Below are 15738 nucleotides of genomic sequence, written 5' to 3'. Positions count from 1 at the left end.
TTCAAGCAGATACAGCAAACCTCCCCGGGCGCGCTCGGCGTCATCCAGCACCGGCGCGGCGGCCACGGCACGCTCGGGCGCGGCGGCAGGCGCCGCCGGCACTTCCGGCGAGACCACCACACGCTTCTTGCGTACCTCGACCTGGATGGTCTTGGCCTTGCCCGTGGCATCGGTCTTGCGGATTTCCGACGTTTCCTTGCGGGTCAGCGTGATCTTCTGCTTGTCGGCGGCTGCGCCGTGCTTTTGCTTCAGATGGTTCAGCAGGCGCGACTTATCATCCGCGCTCACCGTGTCCGACGGGCTCAACTTATGCATACCAGCCGCGCGCAACTGCTCCAGCAGTTCCTGGGGCGGCATCTTGAGCTCGGCGGCAAATTGACTGACATTGGTTTCACTCATTCAAATCCCTCCCGGCTCACGCAAACCAGTGCTCGCGTGCCTTCATGATCAATTGCTTCGCGCCGTCCTCGTCCATGCCGGTCAACTCAATGAGTTCGTCCACCGCCAGTTCGGCCAGGTCGTCGCGCGTATGGATCTCGTGCTCGGCCAGCGAGGCTGCGAGTTCCGAGGTCATGCCTTCCAACGTCTTCAGGTCTTCGGCCTGATGCTCGAGCTTCTCTTCCCGCACGATGGCCTGCGTCAGCAGGGCATCGCGGGCGCGGGCGCGCAGCTCGTTGACCGTGTCCTCGTCGAAGGCCTCGATCTCCAGCATTTCGTTCAGCGGCACATAGGCCACTTCTTCCAGGGTGTTGAAGCCTTCCTGCACCAGCACGTCGGCGACTTCCTCGTCGACATCCAGCGCACGGACGAACAGTTCGCGCACCTTGGAGAATTCCTCCTCGTGCTTCTGTTCGGCTTCATCCACCGTCATGATGTTCAGCTTCCAGCCGGTCAGCTCGGAAGCCAGCTTCACGTTCTGCCCGCCACGGCCAATGGCCATCGCGAGGTTGTCCTCGTCGACGATCACGTCCATGGCATGGCTTTCCTCGTCGACGATGATCGAGCTCACCTCGGCCGGCGACAGCGCGCCGATCACGAACTGGGCCGGATCCTGCGACCAGAGGATGATGTCCACGCGCTCGCCGGCGAGTTCGTTGGTCACCGCGTTCACGCGGGTGCCGCGCACGCCGATGCAGGTCCCCTGCGGATCGACACGCTGGTCGTTCGACTTCACGGCGATCTTGGCGCGCATGCCAGGGTCGCGGGCCACGCCCATCAGTTCGATCAGGTTGTTCTCGATTTCCGGCACTTCCATCTCGAACAGCTTGAGCATGAACTCCGGCGCGGTACGCGACAGCACCAGCTGCGGGCCACGGCCCAGGCGATCGATGCGCAACAGGAAGGCCCGGACGCGGTCGCCCACGCGCAGGTTTTCCTTGGGGATCATCTGGTCGCGCGGCAGCACGGCTTCCAACTTGCCCAGTTCGATGATGGCGTTGCCACGCTCGATGCGCTTGATGCTGCCGGAAACGATGTGCTCGCGGCGCTCCAGGAAGTCGTTCAGGTTCTGCTCGCGCTCGGCATCGCGGATGCGTTGCAGAATGACCTGCTTGGCGGTCTGGGCGCCGATGCGGCCGAACTCGATCGGCTCCAGCTCTTCTTCCCAGGTCTCGCCCAGTTGCAGGTCCTTGTCGTAGTCGGGCGCATCGGTGATGGCGATCTGACGGCTCGGCTCCTCATGATCGTTGTCCTCGACCACGGTCCATACGCGGAACGACCGGTAGTCGCCGCTTTCGCGATCGATTTCCACCCGGATATCCACTTCGTCGTCGTAGCGCTTCTTGGTCGCGGAGGCCAACGCCATTTCCAGGGCGGTGAACACCACATCCTTTTCTACATTTTTCTCGCGGGCCAGCGCATCGACCAGCAATAGAATTTCACGGCTCATTGTCGTTTAATCCTTTCAATCCTTCGCACAGACTGTATTCGATGATGTTCAGGTAAATCCGGATCAGAACTGCGGCTCCAGCCGCACCTTGTCGATATGGGTGAGCGGCAGTGCGAGCCGTTCGCCATCGCATTCGATCACCACGGCCTCGTTCTCCAGGCCCAGTAGCTTGCCCATCACGCGCTTGCGCTTGTCCGGCAATGGCAGGCGCAGCTTCACCTTCACCATCTCACCGGCAAAACGCTGGAAGTCGGCTGGCTTCTTGACCACGCGGTCCAGGCCCGGCGACGATACCTCCAGCCGTTCGTAGTTGATGTTCTCGACCATGAACAACCGCGTGAAGTGGTTGCTGACATGGACGCAATCCTCGACCACGATGCCGCCCGGCTTGTCGATGAACAAGCGCAGCAACCCGTTGTGGCCGATCTCCAGGTCGACCATTTCATAGCCCATCGCGGTCAGCGTTGTTTCCAGAAGCTCTTGCAGGTTGACTGCCATTCCATTCCTTCGCCGCAAACAAAAAATGGGCTGCAAAACTGCGCCCATTTGAAAAGCACACCCCGGTTGCGAAAGCCGCCCTCCAACCTTCGTCGGTCATGCTGCCGAGTCAGGTTTTCAAACAACCCCCTTGGGGATAGACCGGATTCTATCAGAAACAACCACTTGGCGAAACTGTCGAAACAAGGCGCCCGTTGCATTCATTTACGTCACACAACGTTACATGGCACATTCCGGTGCATGCTTGCCCTGGCACCCCAAAACACAGCGCGACCCGCCGCCAGCCGTGCAGAAAAGGAGATAAACACAATGGATCGCCCCTGGTTTCAAAGCTACCCGGAACATGTGCCGCACGACGTGCATATCGAAGAATTCAGTTCGATTCCGGACGTGTTTGCGCAGTCGGTCGCAAAATACGCGGACCGGCCCGCTTTTGTGAACATGGGAAAATCCCTCAGTTATGGCGAAATCGACGAGCGCGCCACCCAGTTCGCATCCTTTTTGCAGAATGAACTGAAGTTGCCGCGCGGCGCGCGCGTGGCGGTGATGATGCCCAACCTGTTGCAGTACCCCATCACCATCTTCGGCATTCTCAAGGCCGGGCTGGTGGTGGTGAACGTCAATCCGCTCTACACCGCGCGCGAACTCGAACACCAGTTGAAGGATTCCGGGGCCCAGGCCATCGTCATCGTCGCCAATTTCGCGCAGACGCTGGAAAAGATCGTCGCCCACACCGAGGTCAAGCACGTGGTCGTCACCAGCATCGGCGACCAGTTCGATTTCCCGAAACGCCTGGTGGTCAACCTGGCGGTGAAGTATCTGAAGAAAATGGTGCCGGCCTACCGCCTTCCGGGCCATCTCGGCTTCAACGAGGCTTTGGCGAAAGGGGCGCGCCACACTTTCCAGCCCGTGCCGATCACGCTGGAAGACCTGGCATTCCTGCAATACACCGGTGGCACCACCGGCGTGGCCAAGGGCGCAATGCTGACCCACCGCAACATCGTCGCCAACATGCAGCAGGCGCACGCCTGGATCAAGGGCGCGGTCCACGAAGGCGGCGAACTGATCGTGACCGCGCTGCCGCTGTACCACATCTTCTGCCTGACAGCGAACTGCATGGTCTTCACCAAGATCGGCGCCACCAACCTGCTGATCACCAATCCGCGCGACATTCCCGGCTTCATCAAGGAACTGGCCAAGTACCCGGTCACCTGCATGACGGGTGTGAACACGCTGTTCAATGCACTGGCCAACAAGCCGGAGTTCTCTCAACTGGACTTCAGCACCTGGAAGCTGGCCCTGGGCGGCGGCATGGCGGTGCAACAGGCAGTGGCGGACAAATGGAAGAAGATCACCGGCGTGCCGCTGGTGGAAGCCTATGGCCTGACGGAAACCTCGCCGGCAGCGATGATCAATCCGCTGACGATCAAGGAATACAACGGCATGATCGGCCTGCCGGTGCCCGCCACCGATGCGCAGGTTCGCGACGATGAGGGCCGGGTGCTGGCCGCAGGCGAAGCGGGCGAGCTGTTCATCAAGGGCCCGCAGGTCATGAAGGGTTACTGGAACCGGCCGGATGAAACCGACAAGGTGCTGGGTGCGGATGGCTTCCTGGCGACGGGTGACGTGGCGGTGATGTCCCCGACCGGCTATTTCAAGATCGTGGACCGCAAGAAGGACATGGTGCTGGTCTCGGGCTTCAATGTGTATCCGAACGAAGTCGAGGATGTGGTCGCGGCGCATCCCGGTGTCCTGGAGGTCGCCTGCGTCGGCGTCAACGACGAGAAAACCGGCGAGGCGCTGAAAATCTTCGTGGTCAAGAAGGACCCGGCACTCACGGCCGAGGCAATCGTCGCCTACTGTCGGGAAAACCTGACCAATTATAAGGTGCCAAAGCAGGTTGAATTCCGCAGCGAGCTACCGAAGTCGAATGTGGGTAAGATTCTGCGCAGGGAGTTGCGTGCCACCACCACATAAGAACCAGCCATGAATCTGTTGCCCTTCTTCAAGTTGATGGCGGAAAAACAGGCTTCCGACCTGTTTCTTTCCGCCCATTCGCCGATCACCATCAAGATCAACGGCTTGTGTCATCCGGTGAATACCCAGGTGCTGGGCCCGGATCATGTCAAGCAACTGGTCTACCAACTGCTCAAGCCCGACCAGATCGAGCGCTTCGAAGCGGACATGGAACTCAACCTGGGCCTGCCCCTGGAAGGCCTCGGCAATTTCCGCATCAACGTGTTCCGCACGCGGGGCAACGTGGCGATGGTGGCGCGGTTCATCCGCCCGCGCGCACTCAGCATCGAGGACCTGCGCCTGCCGGCGGTCCTGAAAGACCTGGTGATGGAAAAGCGCGGCATCGTGCTGATGGTCGGGGCGACCGGCTCGGGCAAGTCATCCACTGTTGCAGCCATGCTGGAACACCGCAACGCGCTGCATCCCGGCCATATCCTGACCGTGGAAGACCCCATCGAATACCTCTATTCGCACAAGAAAAGCCTGGTGAACCAACGCGAGATCGGCCTGGACACCAAAAGCTACGGCGAAGCGCTGAAGAACGCCATGCGCGAAGCGCCGGATGTGCTGATGATCGGGGAAATCCGCGATCGCGAAACGATGAATTACGCAATGCAGTACGCCCAGGCCGGTCACCTGTGCATCTCGACCCTGCATGCCAACAACAGCTACCACTCATTGTCGCGCATCGTGAACTTCTTCCCGCAGGACGCGCGCGAATCGTTGCTGTACGACCTGTCTACGGCCTTGAAGGCCATCGTATCGCAGCGACTGGTGCGCAATACGCAAGGCCGCCTGATCCCCGCCGTGGAAGTCATGCTCAACACCAATCGCATCGCCGAGCTGATCCGCAATGGTCAGCTCACCGACATCAAGGAAGCGATGGAACAGTCGCTGTCCGAGGGCTCGCAAACCTTCGAGCAGGCGCTGTACCGCTTGTACCGCGATGGCGAGATCGAACTGGACGAAGCATTGCGCAACGCCGATTCGGCCACCAACCTTTCGTGGATGGTGAACAACGCGCAGACCGTCGAAGAACAGCAAATCGCCAAGCGCAGCCCGACACCGCAGGTGCAGTCGGCACCGCCGCTGGACATCAACTTCGATATCTCGCTGCATTGAACGCATCGCGCCTTATCCGACGCCCCGCCCCGCGGGGCGTCTTCGTTTCGATGCGCGTGGCGCTTCAGTCGCGAAGCGCGAGCGATTACCATCACGCCTTTGCGCCCCACTGGACTCCGACATGAAGCTTTATGGCATCCCGAACTGCGACACCGTGAAGAAGGCGCGCGCCTGGCTGGCCGAAGCCGGCCTCGACTACGAATGGCACGATTACAAGAAACAAGGTGTCGATCGCGACCTGCTCGCAAGCTGGATTGCGCAGGTGGGTTGGGAAAAGCTGGTCAATCGCGCCGGAACCACCTGGCGCAGGCTCGACGACGCCACGCGCGCCGGGGTCATCGATGCCCAGTCCGCCATCGACCTGATGCTGGCGCAACCCAGTGTCATCAAGCGGCCAGTGCTGGATCACGATGGTAAGATCAATGTCGGCTTCAAACCCGATGACTACGCGGCATTCCTGAAATGAGCAATCCCACTTTCGACCTCGCGGTCCAACTGATCAAACAGGCTTCGGTCACGCCCGAAGACGCCGACTGCCAGCAGATCATGGCGCATCGGCTGGAGAAGATCGGCTTCCATATCGAACACCTGCGCTTCGAGGATGTGGACAACCTCTGGGCACGCTTCGGCGACAGCGGGCCGGTGCTGGTGTTCGCCGGGCACACCGACGTGGTGCCCACCGGCCCGGTCGATCGCTGGCATTCCGACCCGTTCATGCCCGAACTGCGCGACGGGTACCTGTACGGCCGCGGCGCGGCCGACATGAAAGCCTCGCTGGCCGCCTTCATCACCGCCACCGAGGATTTCCTGGCGCAGCACCCCGCCCCACGCGGTTCGATCGCCTTCCTGATCACCTCGGACGAGGAAGGCCCGGCGCGCAACGGCACGGTCAAGGTCATTGAAACCCTGAAGGCACGCGGTGAAGCCATCGATTATTGCATCGTCGGCGAGCCCACCAGCGCCGAACGCTTTGGCGATACCATCAAGAACGGCCGGCGCGGTTCGCTGTCCGGGCACCTGATCATCCACGGCGTGCAAGGCCATATCGCGTATCCGCACCTGGCGAAGAACCCGATCCACCTGATGGCGCCGGCCCTGGCCGAACTGGCCGGGACCGAGTGGGATCGGGGCAATGCCTACTTCCCCCCGACCACCTGGCAGGTGTCCAACATCCATGGCGGAACCGGCGCGACCAACGTGATTCCGGGCACCGCCGAGCTGATGTTCAATTTCCGTTTCTCCACCGAGAACACCGCCGAGACGCTGAAGGAAAAGGTGCACGCCATCCTGGATGCGCACGGTCTGGAATACGAACTGGACTGGACCCTCAACGGCGAGCCGTTCCTCACGGACCACGGCGCGCTGATCGACGCACTTCGCAGCGCCGTCGAGGACGTGGTCGGGCAGGCCCCGCAGTTGAACACCACCGGCGGCACATCCGATGGCCGCTTCATTGCCAAGTACTGCCCCGAGGTCGTGGAATTCGGCCCGATCAACAAGACCATCCACAAGCTCAACGAATGCGTGGCGGTGGAGGACATTCCCAAGCTGTCGGCGATCTATCGCCGCACGCTGGAGCGCCTGCTAGGCTGAACTTGTCAGTTTTTGTCAGCATATCGCCAAACGAATGGCTTCAGCTTAAGCTGAAGCCATTTTTCATGGAGGCTCCAATGACTGAGATGACCGAAATCCCCAGCATCATGTCGCACGTTTCAATCGGCACCAATCGCTATACCGAGGCCATCGCCTTCTACGATGCGGTGATGCCGACCATCGGCGCGCGCCGCATCCTGGAAGTGCCCGGTGTCGAGGCTGTGGCCTATGGCAAGCAGTTCCCGGAGTTCTGGGTGCAGTCGCCAATTGACGGGCAGCCAGCCAACGTCGGCAATGGTACGCACTTTGGCTTCATCGCCCCCAGCCAGCAGTCGGTCGACGATTTCTACGCCGCAGCAATTGCGGCCGGTGCGCGCGGCGACGGCGCCCCCGGTCCCCGCCCCCATTACGGCGAGGCCTACTATGGCTGCTTCGTGCGCGACCTGGATGGCCACAAGATCGAAGCCAATTTCTGGGACATGAGCAAAGACCAGGGCCACGGGGCCTAAGAGCCCCCAACAAAACCCTTCTGGCTATGTCGCGCGGGGGCGCCGAGCCTCACTTGCCGTACGCCTTGTACTGTCTGCGACCGAAGGAAGTCCGGTTTGTTGCCTTTCAGGACGTTTCGCGCTCCTTGCCAGAACCGCTGCACTGGGTTTTGTTAGTGGCTCCAGGGCGTGTCACCCAGCAAAAAGGCCGTCCTTCCGGACGGCCTTTTTCTTGCGGCAGTGCCTCAGCGTTGCCAGACCCGCACGTAATCCACGTACATATAGAGCGGGAAATCCGCCTTGTTCGGCTCGGTCCAGCCGGTGAACTGCCCGGACAGGGCCAGGTTCAGGATGATGTGGAACGGCTTGCGGAACTCCTCCATGTTGGCGGGCGTGATATCGATGGTGTGTACCGGCGTCGGCCGGGTTTCCCGGTCGATGTAGTAACGGATCTGGTTGGCATCCCATTCGATGGTATAGAGATGGAACTGCGTGACATTGCCCGCCTCGGCATTGTTCGGCCGCTCATTGTTCTGGCCGTCAGCCCATGGGAACACGCCCACGCGCGAATCCCAGAACACGTTCTGGAAGGTGCGCGTTTCGGTGTTGCGATGTTCCATGATGTCGATCTCGCCGCAACTCGACCAGTTCGACGCCATGATGTCGTAGCGCGACAACGGCGCGTTATAGTCGCTGGTGACGGTGTCGTCGCACGAGGCCCCCATCATCCAGAAGGCCGGCCAGGTGCCGATGCGGCCCGGCAGCGCCATCCGGGCCTCGATCCGACCGTACTGCCACGAATGCTTGCCCTTGGTGGTGATGCGCCCCGAGCGCTGGAACCACTGGCGGCCCGCGATATCGGTCGGTGTATCCGCGTAATCCGCGCGGATCACCAGGTTGCCGTTCTGGCGATACACATTCTCCGGCCGATACCATTCCCACTCGCCATTGCCCCAGCCCTGGAATGCCCCCAGACCCGGATTCCAGCCATTGCCGACGTGGTAATTCCAGTTGGCCGAATTGGGCTGGCCGCTGCCATCGAAGGTGTCTTCCCAGACCACATGCCAGCCATCGGAGGGCGTGGGCGTCGGGGTCGGATTCGGCCCGGGTGTCGGCGTCGGGGTGGGGTTCGGAGTGGGATTCGGCGTTGGGGTCACCGCGCCGCTGAGATTGAATTGCGTCCACGCTGTATCGAAGGCGCCACCGGCCGCCTGCCCCACAGTGAGGAAATAGCGTACCACCGCGCCCGCTGGCAGGCCGGACACCGTGTAGCTGTTATTGGTACCCGATACCGTCATGCGCACGTTCACCTGTGCACCGCCGTTGACCTGATAGTGCAGATCCGCCCACGGCGCATTGTTGGCATAGAAGCGTACGCTGGAGGAAGACAGGATCTGGTGGCCATAGCTGCCTACCGGCGTCGGTGCCGGGGTGGGCTGCGGTGTTGGCGTCGGCGCCGGTGTGGGCGCAGGCGTCGGTACAGGAGTCGGGCTACCGCCACACACCCCCTGATCCGCCCATAGCGACGGCGTGGCCGCCGGGTTCCAGTTGGCGCCCACATAGGCGGTATGGGTTACCAGGGCCCGGTAATTGTGGCCGTTGTACGATACAACGGTGCCGGCGGCATAGGTGTTTCCTTCCACCCACCCGGCGACGCAGGCCGCCGCGTGGGTCAACATCGGGGCGCCTGCCAGCCCCGCGATCAACAGACATGAGGCCAACAGGCCCAGTTTGGGATTGTGCTTCGTCTTCATGGGGTTCCATCCTCTCCGCGTCGTTTGGCAGCTTGCGACTGCCTGTCATGAAAGCGGTTTCATGATGCGATCAACTTCGGCAAAAGTCATGAATGAAACCGACGAAGGGAGAAAACCGGCTGGCACGCCATCGCAGCCGATGAGCAAAAACGGCACCTGCAAGCACCATTGCAGTGCAGCAGAGCCTATCGTTCAGCCGATGATCGGCGGCGTTTTCAGGGCAAAGCGCGCCACACCGGTTGCCAACCGCTGGCGGTGCGATATTCCGTGGCAACCCCCAGGCCCGGCACGGCGATCAGAACGTCGTCCAGATAGAGCAATGGCAGGGCCTCGCGCAGCCAGGGGGCGATGGATGCTTCCTGATACAGCGACTTCAACGGGCGCGTGCCGTGACCGGGGTGAACGCACAGGCCCTCCCCGCCCTGCCGCCGCCGCAGGCTCAACTGCCCCCCCGCGAGCCTGGCGCCATCCAGCCCACCCGGCATGGGTAGCCATTCCAGCACACCACCCCAGGACGCCACGGGTTGCGCAGCCCCCTCCAGCCAGGAAACAGGCGTGGTTGGCCCGGCAGCCCGGGGATGCACCGGATACCAGGTCCGGCGATAACAGCGCAGGCGCTGGCCGCGCCAGCGCCAGAGCGGCATCGCGTCCGGCGCCGCATCCCCCTGACGCCACAGCTCCTCGAAGGCGCGCTCGTCGGGCACGATGCCTTGGGACCGCAACCAGTGCCGCAACGCGTGGCGCCCCCTGGGGACCCCAAGCGGAGCCGCCTGGGCGAGTGAAAAGCCGCCACTACCGTTCAGGCACTGGGGCAAATCCTGCTCCGCCTGGGCGATCAGCAACTGTGCTGCCTCCGCGGCATGGCCGGCGGTGCGCGCCAGCGCCGCATCGCAGCCTGGAAAACGCTCCCGCAGCAATGGCATCACCTGATGCCGGAGAAAGTTGCGGTCATAGCGTGGATCGGCATTGCTTTCGTCTTCCACCCAGTCCAGCGCCCGGGCGCGCGCATGGCTGAGCAATGCGTCGCGCGGTACGTCCAGCAAGGGGCGAAGCAACTGCAAATCCCCCAGCGGCCGCGATGCCGGCATCGCCGCCAGGCCGGCGGGCCCCGCGCCACGCAACAGGTTGAACAGCAGGGTCTCGGCCTGATCGTCGCGATGGTGCGCCAGGCAGAGTGCATCGGCGGCACAGCGCTCGAAGACGGCATAGCGGGCGGCACGGGCCGCCGCCTCGACCCCCAGCGCGGCGATATCGACCACCCGCACCCGCTCTACCGTGCACGGCACGCCAAGGCGATCGGCAACCGCCGCGGCATGCCGTGCCCATGCATCCGCATTGGGCGAAAGACCATGATGGACGTGCAGCGCGGTGAGGTGGAATCCGAGCCGGGAACGTAGCGTTGCCAGAATATCCAGCAACACCACGGAATCGAGGCCGCCGGACAACCCGACGCAGAGACGTCGGGCCGCCGGGGCAAGGTGGCGCGCCAGTTCGGCCGCCACCTGTTGCGCCAGATCAGGCGACGTTGACTTCCTTGAACTTGCCATAGCCCATCAGGCGCTCGAAACGGGCGTCCAGCAACTCATCGACCGATTTTTCCTGCAAGCCCTTCAGGGCATCGGCAATGGCCTTCTTCATCGAAGCCATCATCTGCGGGTAGTTGCGATGCGCGCCACCCAGCGGTTCGTTGACCACCTTGTCGATCAGGCCCAGCGTCTTCAGCCGGCCAGCGGTGATGCCCATCGCCTCGGCCGCCTCGGTCGCTTTCTCGGCCGTCTTCCACAGGATGGAAGCACACCCCTCGGGCGAGATCACCGAATAGGTGGAGTATTGCAACATCATCACGATGTCGCCAACGGCAATCGCCAGCGCGCCGCCGGAGCCACCTTCGCCGATCACGGTGGTGATGACGGGGACGCGCAGCTTGGCCATCTCGAACAGGTTGCGACCGATGGCTTCCGACTGCCCGCGTTCCTCCGCACCAATCCCGGGATAGGCGCCAGGGGTATCAACAAAGGTGAGCACAGGCAGCGCGAATTTTTCCGCCAGCTTCATCAGGCGAAGTGCCTTGCGATAGCCTTCGGGACGCGGCATGCCGAAATTACGGTACTGGCGATCCTTGGTATCGCGCCCCTTCTGGTGCCCGATGACCATCACGCTCTGGCCATTGAAACGGGCCAGGCCACCGACGATGGCAGCATCGTCGGCATAGGTGCGATCACCGTGCAGTTCCTCGAAATCGGTGCACAGCGCCTTGATGTAATCCAGGGTATAAGGCCGCTGCGGATGGCGGGCCACTTGCGAAATCTGCGTGGCGGTCAGTTTGCCGTAGATGGTCTTGGTGAGTTCCTGGCTTTTCTTTTCCAGATGGCCGATTTCCGCCGAGATATCGACGGCGGAATCGTCTTGGACAAAGCGCAGTTCTTCGATTTTGTTCTCGAGCTCCGCGATGGGCTGCTCGAAATCCAGGAATGTGGTCTTCATGCTTCTCTTTCCCCGCCCTGCGGGAGCAAGGCCGCCTTACCCCCCTGGGCATGGCGAAAAATCAGGCAATCATACAGCAAGCACCCAGGGGGCCCAATACCGGCAGCCGCCTGGGGCCCGCATGGCGGACAAAGCCATCCCGGCGCCCTTCGGTCACCCGGTGTACGCCGCATACCCACCAGCAACCGAAGGATGTCCGCTTTCCCGCTTTCCAGGGCCTCAGCACGCGATGCCGGCCCTGGGACGGGTCAGATCGCGTTGCGGAATACGATATCCGCTTGCAGCCCGGTCTTTTGCAGGCCCAGGCGACTCTTGGAATTGATGATCAGCGGCGCCTGGGTATTGGCGCTGATCGGGCGATCGCCTTCCTCCGGCGGCCGGGCCAGCACCAGCAGCAGCGTGACGTCATCGGGCTCTTCCAGTTGCAGCAACTCGCACTCTTCGTCCGAAAGCTGGATCTGGTAATTGACGCCCAGCAGTTCGCTGGTCACGACGCTGAACGCAAGCGCCGGCTCATCCAGCGATTGCAGCCACAGAATCTTGGGCTGGGGCTTGTCTTCATGCAGCAGCTTGAAGCGCGTGCACGGTTCGAACCCCGGCAGGCCCAGCGGGAAGGTAAGAACGGTGTTCGGATCGACTTCGACTTCGCCGAAGCGGGTTTTGACGATTTGCATGGTTTCTCCTCTCGACTGCGTCGGTTGCTTTGATGTGTCGTAGCATAGCGAAACGCAGCCTCGAACAATACGGCGTTGTCCTCGCATTAGGCTTAACTTATAGATCAATGATTCTCTAAAGTTTTCGGAATCGTTGTCGATAGTGAAGGCATAATCCTGAACTGCACGCCCGCGCAGAGGCGCGACGAGGTACACCGTCATGAAAATCGACAACACTGGCAAGAACACGCTGACCCAACCCCCTCGTACCGGCGGTCGCCCCGTCGAGGAGGCGAGCAAGCCTGCCGGAAACGCGGTTCAGGACAGCGTGACCCTCAATCCGGTTGCCGCGCAGATCAGCCAGGGCGACGAAACCGGCAGCACGTTCGACAGCGCCCGCGTGGCCAGCCTGCGCCAGGCCATCGCCGAAGGACGATTCTCCGTCCGCCCCGACGCCATTGCCGACAAGCTGCTCAACAGCGTGAAGGAATTATTGAGTGAGTGAAGCGGGCCATGCGCAATTGTCAGCGTTGCTGATCCAACTGGAAGCCACGCTGGCACACTTCAATGAACTGCTGGCGCAAGAAGAGGAAATTCTCGTCCACTCCAGGATAGACCTGCTGCCGCCGCTGACCGCCGACAAGCTCGCCACCAGCAATCAGCTCGACCAGCAATTCCAGGCTTTCCGCGCCTTTGCACAGTTCTCCGGCATGCCGCTCAGCCCCGCCCATGTGCTGGACGAAGCGCTGATGCGCTTCGATGCCGGACTTGGCGAGCAGTGGCACCGCATCCGCGACCTCAGCCTGGTGGCCAAAGCGCGCAATACCAGCAACGGCCAGTTGATCGATAGCCGCAAGCATCTGAACGACCGCTTGTTCAACGAGCTTTCGCAGTTGCGCGAAACACCGCAGCTCTATGGCGAGGATGGCCGCGTGCGCAGCACGATCGGCGGCCAGCCATTCGACAAGGCCTGATCGGGCCTTCGTCGCCTGTCTGCCGCCCGCTTTTCCCCATTCACTCGGCATCACGCCGCTCAACGCGCGGCGAACAGGCTGCGCCCACCCTCGAAGCGTTGGGCGAAATAGGCTTTGTCCAGCGAATCCACGCGAATCTTGCCGCCGCTCGACGGCGCGTGGATGAACTTGCCGTCGCCGATATAAACGCCGACGTGCGAGAACGATCGGCCCAGCGTATTGAAGAAAACCAGATCGCCCGCCTGTAACACGTTGCGCTCCACCGGCCGCGCCATCTGCGCGATCTGCGCCGCGTTATGCGGCAAGGCCACGCCGGCTGCGTTCCGGTAGATGAAGCTGACCATGCCGCTGCAATCGAGCCCGGCTTCCGGATTGTTCCCGCCAAACTGATAACCCACGTCCAGTAACCCCAGGGCATACATCAGGACCTCCTGCCGCTGGGTGGAATCGACGACGATCTGCCCGATCGGCGTGGGCGCCGGTGGGCGGGCGGGTCTGGCCGTTTTCTGCGGCGCGGTACCACAGGCCGCCAGCAGTATCGCAGCCATCAACAGCGATGATTTCAGTTTCGTGTGCACGGACTTCCCCGTCATCAAGGCCTGCCGATGATACCGGACGCCGCGGGCCGGAAAAACGTTCCCGCCCCATTGCGCAAGGGGTGCAATGCCCGACACATTTTCTTTCTTGCTCTTGCGGTGCATCATTCATGTCGGGAGTCCCACGCCGGAGCCACCATCATGGTAAGCACCGGTTCAGTGGTTATCGTCGTTGGGCAGCATTACTTGAATAATCGTTTATGCTCAGACGGCGATATATGCGTCCAGCATTGACTGCCAGGCCACCCCGGCCTGCCTCCAGTCGTGCGCTCGCCCTACCCCGGGGTGCTGCGCCTGGACGGGACCTCATCGCCGACGACGGTTCCCGAATCGTGTTTTCCCGCCGCGAACCGTTCGCCATCCTCGGTACATGTTATCAGGAGGGTATCAATGTTCTGGCAAGCACTGATCGACGACTTCATGAGCCGGATGCAGCTTCATGCCATTCCGGTGCGCATCCAGCTCTGGAACGGCCACGCCGTGGACCTCGCGCCCGAGCCGCCCGTCGTCATTCGCGTCAAATCGCTCAAAGGGTTGCGTCACGTGGCGCGGGCTTCGCTCGACAGCCTGGGACAAGCCTATGTCGAAGGGCATATCGATCTGGAAGGCAAGCTGCTCGACCTGATCGACGTGGCGACACAACTGGCATGCCATTCCGGCCAGGCCGAACGCAATGACAACGCCGAATCCAGCTCGCATAGCCGCGAACTGGACCGTTCGGCCATCCAGTATCACTACGATGTATCGAACGCCTTCTATGCCCAGTGGCTGGACCCGCAGATGGTGTATTCCTGCGCCTATTTCCACACGCGGGACGATACGCTGGAAGCGGCTCAACGCCAGAAGATCGACCACATCCTGACCAAGATCCGCCTCCAGCCGGGACAGACCTTACTCGACATCGGCTGCGGCTGGGGTGCGCTGGCGATCCGCGCCGCCAGTCACTACGGCGCGAAGGTGCTGGGCGTGACACTCTCCGAGAACCAGTACGAGTTCGCGCGCGAGCGCATCCAGCGCGAAGGCCTGGCCGATCGCTGCGAAGTCCGGTTACTGGATTATCGCGACGTCAGCGGGAAATTCGATCGCATCACCAGCGTCGGCATGTTCGAGCATGTCGGCCTGGCCAATCTGGAAACCTATTTCCGTTGTATCGACGAGCATCTCGAGGATGGCGGCGTGGTGATGAATCACGGCATCACCAGCACCGACCCCTGGTCGCGGTCATCGCCCTGGGGTGGTGGCGATTTCATCGATCGCTACGTGTTCCCACACGGGGAGTTGCCGCATATCAGCCTGGTGCTCCAGACCATGAGCGCGGCCGGGCTGGAAGCGGCGGATGTGGAAAACCTGCGCCATCACTATGCGCTCACCCTGCAACACTGGGCCGCGCGCTTCGAAGCGGCGGGCGACAGTATCCGCACACTGGCCGGCGAGGAGCGTTACCGGATCTGGCGCATCTACCTTGCAGGCTGCGCCCACGCCTTTACGCACGAATGGGTGGCGCTGCATCAGGTACTGGGGATCAAGCGCGGCGGCGCACGTCCGGGATATCCGTTGCCACTGACCCGCGACTACATGTACGTCCACTGAGCCCGCCATGGCGACCCGGGCCCTGCCAGGCAGACGGCGGGCCTGGATCGGCGAACGGGCCAAACAGCAATACCGGAACACC

General features: G+C 62.1%; 16 protein-coding genes. 8 read left to right on the top strand and 8 right to left on the bottom strand.

Features of this window, described 5'->3' with window-relative positions; translation table 11 throughout:
* The 3 genes from FAZ21_RS14875 to rimP form a co-directional block, all read right to left on the bottom strand.
* Positions 1 to 399, bottom strand: a 399-nt coding sequence (locus tag FAZ21_RS14875) for a translation initiation factor IF-2 associated domain-containing protein (protein WP_211243477.1), incomplete at its 3' end; no start/stop codon positions are given.
* 16 nt (positions 400 to 415) lie between these two features.
* Positions 416 to 1888, bottom strand: a complete 1473-nt coding sequence (gene nusA / locus FAZ21_RS14870) for a transcription termination factor NusA (protein ID WP_136774232.1) — start codon at positions 1886 to 1888, stop codon at positions 416 to 418.
* Positions 1889 to 1951: 63 nt separating this feature from the next.
* Positions 1952 to 2386 carry a ribosome maturation factor RimP gene (rimP, locus tag FAZ21_RS14865; protein WP_136774231.1) on the bottom strand — a complete coding sequence of 145 codons (435 nt, stop codon included), beginning with the start codon at positions 2384 to 2386 and terminating at the stop codon, positions 1952 to 1954.
* A gap of 309 nt (positions 2387 to 2695) precedes the next feature.
* Between rimP and fadD the strand changes: the two genes are divergently transcribed.
* The 5 genes from fadD (at position 2696) to FAZ21_RS14840 (ending at position 7626) form a co-directional block, all read left to right on the top strand.
* Positions 2696 to 4363 (top strand): long-chain-fatty-acid--CoA ligase FadD, encoded by a 1668-nt coding sequence (gene fadD / locus FAZ21_RS14860; RefSeq protein WP_136774230.1) that lies wholly within the window; start codon positions 2696 to 2698, stop codon positions 4361 to 4363.
* Positions 4364 to 4372: 9 nt separating this feature from the next.
* Positions 4373 to 5524, top strand: coding sequence for a PilT/PilU family type 4a pilus ATPase (locus FAZ21_RS14855; protein WP_136774229.1), 1152 nt, complete (start codon positions 4373 to 4375; stop codon positions 5522 to 5524).
* A 121-nt stretch (positions 5525 to 5645) separates the two neighbouring features.
* Positions 5646 to 5990 (top strand): ArsC family reductase, encoded by a 345-nt coding sequence (locus FAZ21_RS14850; RefSeq protein WP_136774228.1) that lies wholly within the window; start codon positions 5646 to 5648, stop codon positions 5988 to 5990.
* Positions 5987 to 7117, top strand: coding sequence for a succinyl-diaminopimelate desuccinylase (dapE, locus tag FAZ21_RS14845; protein WP_136774227.1), 1131 nt, complete (start codon positions 5987 to 5989; stop codon positions 7115 to 7117). Before FAZ21_RS14850 ends, dapE begins: the two co-directional genes overlap by 4 nt.
* A gap of 77 nt (positions 7118 to 7194) precedes the next feature.
* Positions 7195 to 7626, top strand: coding sequence for a VOC family protein (locus FAZ21_RS14840; RefSeq protein ID WP_136774226.1), 432 nt, complete (start codon positions 7195 to 7197; stop codon positions 7624 to 7626).
* Positions 7627 to 7850: 224 nt separating this feature from the next.
* On the opposite strand, the gene FAZ21_RS21125 is transcribed toward FAZ21_RS14840, so the two are convergent.
* The 4 genes from FAZ21_RS21125 to fliW all read right to left on the bottom strand — a co-directional run bounded on the left by FAZ21_RS21125 (position 7851) and on the right by fliW (position 12517).
* Positions 7851 to 9359 carry a carbohydrate-binding protein gene (locus FAZ21_RS21125; protein ID WP_136774225.1) on the bottom strand — a complete coding sequence of 503 codons (1509 nt, stop codon included), beginning with the start codon at positions 9357 to 9359 and terminating at the stop codon, positions 7851 to 7853.
* A gap of 215 nt (positions 9360 to 9574) precedes the next feature.
* Positions 9575 to 10861, bottom strand: a complete 1287-nt coding sequence (gene tilS, locus FAZ21_RS14830) for a tRNA lysidine(34) synthetase TilS (protein ID WP_169307422.1) — start codon at positions 10859 to 10861, stop codon at positions 9575 to 9577.
* 13 nt (positions 10862 to 10874) lie between these two features.
* Positions 10875 to 11843 (bottom strand): acetyl-CoA carboxylase carboxyltransferase subunit alpha, encoded by a 969-nt coding sequence (locus FAZ21_RS14825; protein ID WP_136774223.1) that lies wholly within the window; start codon positions 11841 to 11843, stop codon positions 10875 to 10877.
* Between the two features lie 248 nt (positions 11844 to 12091).
* Complete coding sequence (fliW, locus tag FAZ21_RS14820; protein WP_136774222.1) at positions 12092 to 12517, bottom strand: flagellar assembly protein FliW; 426 nt, start codon at positions 12515 to 12517, stop codon at positions 12092 to 12094.
* 199 nt (positions 12518 to 12716) lie between these two features.
* On the opposite strand from fliW, the gene flgM reads away from it, so the two are divergent.
* Both flgM and FAZ21_RS14810 read left to right on the top strand, forming a co-directional pair.
* Positions 12717 to 13001 (top strand): flagellar biosynthesis anti-sigma factor FlgM, encoded by a 285-nt coding sequence (flgM, locus tag FAZ21_RS14815; RefSeq protein WP_136774221.1) that lies wholly within the window; start codon positions 12717 to 12719, stop codon positions 12999 to 13001.
* Positions 12994 to 13470, top strand: coding sequence for a flagella synthesis protein FlgN (locus FAZ21_RS14810; protein ID WP_136774220.1), 477 nt, complete (start codon positions 12994 to 12996; stop codon positions 13468 to 13470). The genes flgM and FAZ21_RS14810 overlap by 8 nt, the downstream gene beginning before the upstream one ends.
* Before the next feature lie 59 nt (positions 13471 to 13529).
* Here the strand turns inward: FAZ21_RS14810 and FAZ21_RS14805 are convergent, their stop codons facing one another.
* On the bottom strand, positions 13530 to 14174 hold the full coding sequence (locus FAZ21_RS14805; RefSeq protein ID WP_246038680.1) for a C40 family peptidase: 645 nt from the start codon (positions 14172 to 14174) through the stop codon (positions 13530 to 13532).
* A gap of 282 nt (positions 14175 to 14456) precedes the next feature.
* Between FAZ21_RS14805 and FAZ21_RS14800 the strand changes: the two genes are divergently transcribed.
* Positions 14457 to 15656, top strand: a complete 1200-nt coding sequence (locus FAZ21_RS14800; protein WP_136774219.1) for a class I SAM-dependent methyltransferase — start codon at positions 14457 to 14459, stop codon at positions 15654 to 15656.
* The last annotated feature ends 82 nt before the right edge of the window (positions 15657 to 15738 follow it).

The sequence above is a fragment of the Chitiniphilus eburneus genome (assembly GCF_005048205.1).
GTDB lineage: Bacteria > Pseudomonadota > Gammaproteobacteria > Burkholderiales > Chitinibacteraceae > Chitiniphilus > Chitiniphilus eburneus.
The sequence above is the reverse complement of the archived record's forward strand: the minus strand, read 5'-3'. Positions and strand labels throughout refer to the sequence as shown.

What these genes read in the sequence shown, in the direction of transcription:
- rimP (WP_136774231.1), bottom strand. Translation starts at nt 2,386, where the DNA reads ATGGCAGTCAACCTGCAAGAGCTTCTGGAAACAACGCTGACCGCGATG.
- nusA (WP_136774232.1), bottom strand. Translation starts at nt 1,888, where the DNA reads ATGAGCCGTGAAATTCTATTGCTGGTCGATGCGCTGGCCCGCGAGAAA.
- fadD (WP_136774230.1), top strand. Translation starts at nt 2,696, where the DNA reads ATGGATCGCCCCTGGTTTCAAAGCTACCCGGAACATGTGCCGCACGAC.
- FAZ21_RS21125 (WP_136774225.1), bottom strand. Translation starts at nt 9,359, where the DNA reads ATGAAGACGAAGCACAATCCCAAACTGGGCCTGTTGGCCTCATGTCTG.
- fliW (WP_136774222.1), bottom strand. Translation starts at nt 12,517, where the DNA reads ATGCAAATCGTCAAAACCCGCTTCGGCGAAGTCGAAGTCGATCCGAAC.
- FAZ21_RS14805 (WP_246038680.1), bottom strand. Translation starts at nt 14,174, where the DNA reads ATGATGCACCGCAAGAGCAAGAAAGAAAATGTGTCGGGCATTGCACCC.
- FAZ21_RS14800 (WP_136774219.1), top strand. Translation starts at nt 14,457, where the DNA reads ATGTTCTGGCAAGCACTGATCGACGACTTCATGAGCCGGATGCAGCTT.
- FAZ21_RS14825 (WP_136774223.1), bottom strand. Translation starts at nt 11,843, where the DNA reads ATGAAGACCACATTCCTGGATTTCGAGCAGCCCATCGCGGAGCTCGAG.
- FAZ21_RS14855 (WP_136774229.1), top strand. Translation starts at nt 4,373, where the DNA reads ATGAATCTGTTGCCCTTCTTCAAGTTGATGGCGGAAAAACAGGCTTCC.
- flgM (WP_136774221.1), top strand. Translation starts at nt 12,717, where the DNA reads ATGAAAATCGACAACACTGGCAAGAACACGCTGACCCAACCCCCTCGT.
- FAZ21_RS14840 (WP_136774226.1), top strand. Translation starts at nt 7,195, where the DNA reads ATGACTGAGATGACCGAAATCCCCAGCATCATGTCGCACGTTTCAATC.
- dapE (WP_136774227.1), top strand. Translation starts at nt 5,987, where the DNA reads ATGAGCAATCCCACTTTCGACCTCGCGGTCCAACTGATCAAACAGGCT.
- FAZ21_RS14850 (WP_136774228.1), top strand. Translation starts at nt 5,646, where the DNA reads ATGAAGCTTTATGGCATCCCGAACTGCGACACCGTGAAGAAGGCGCGC.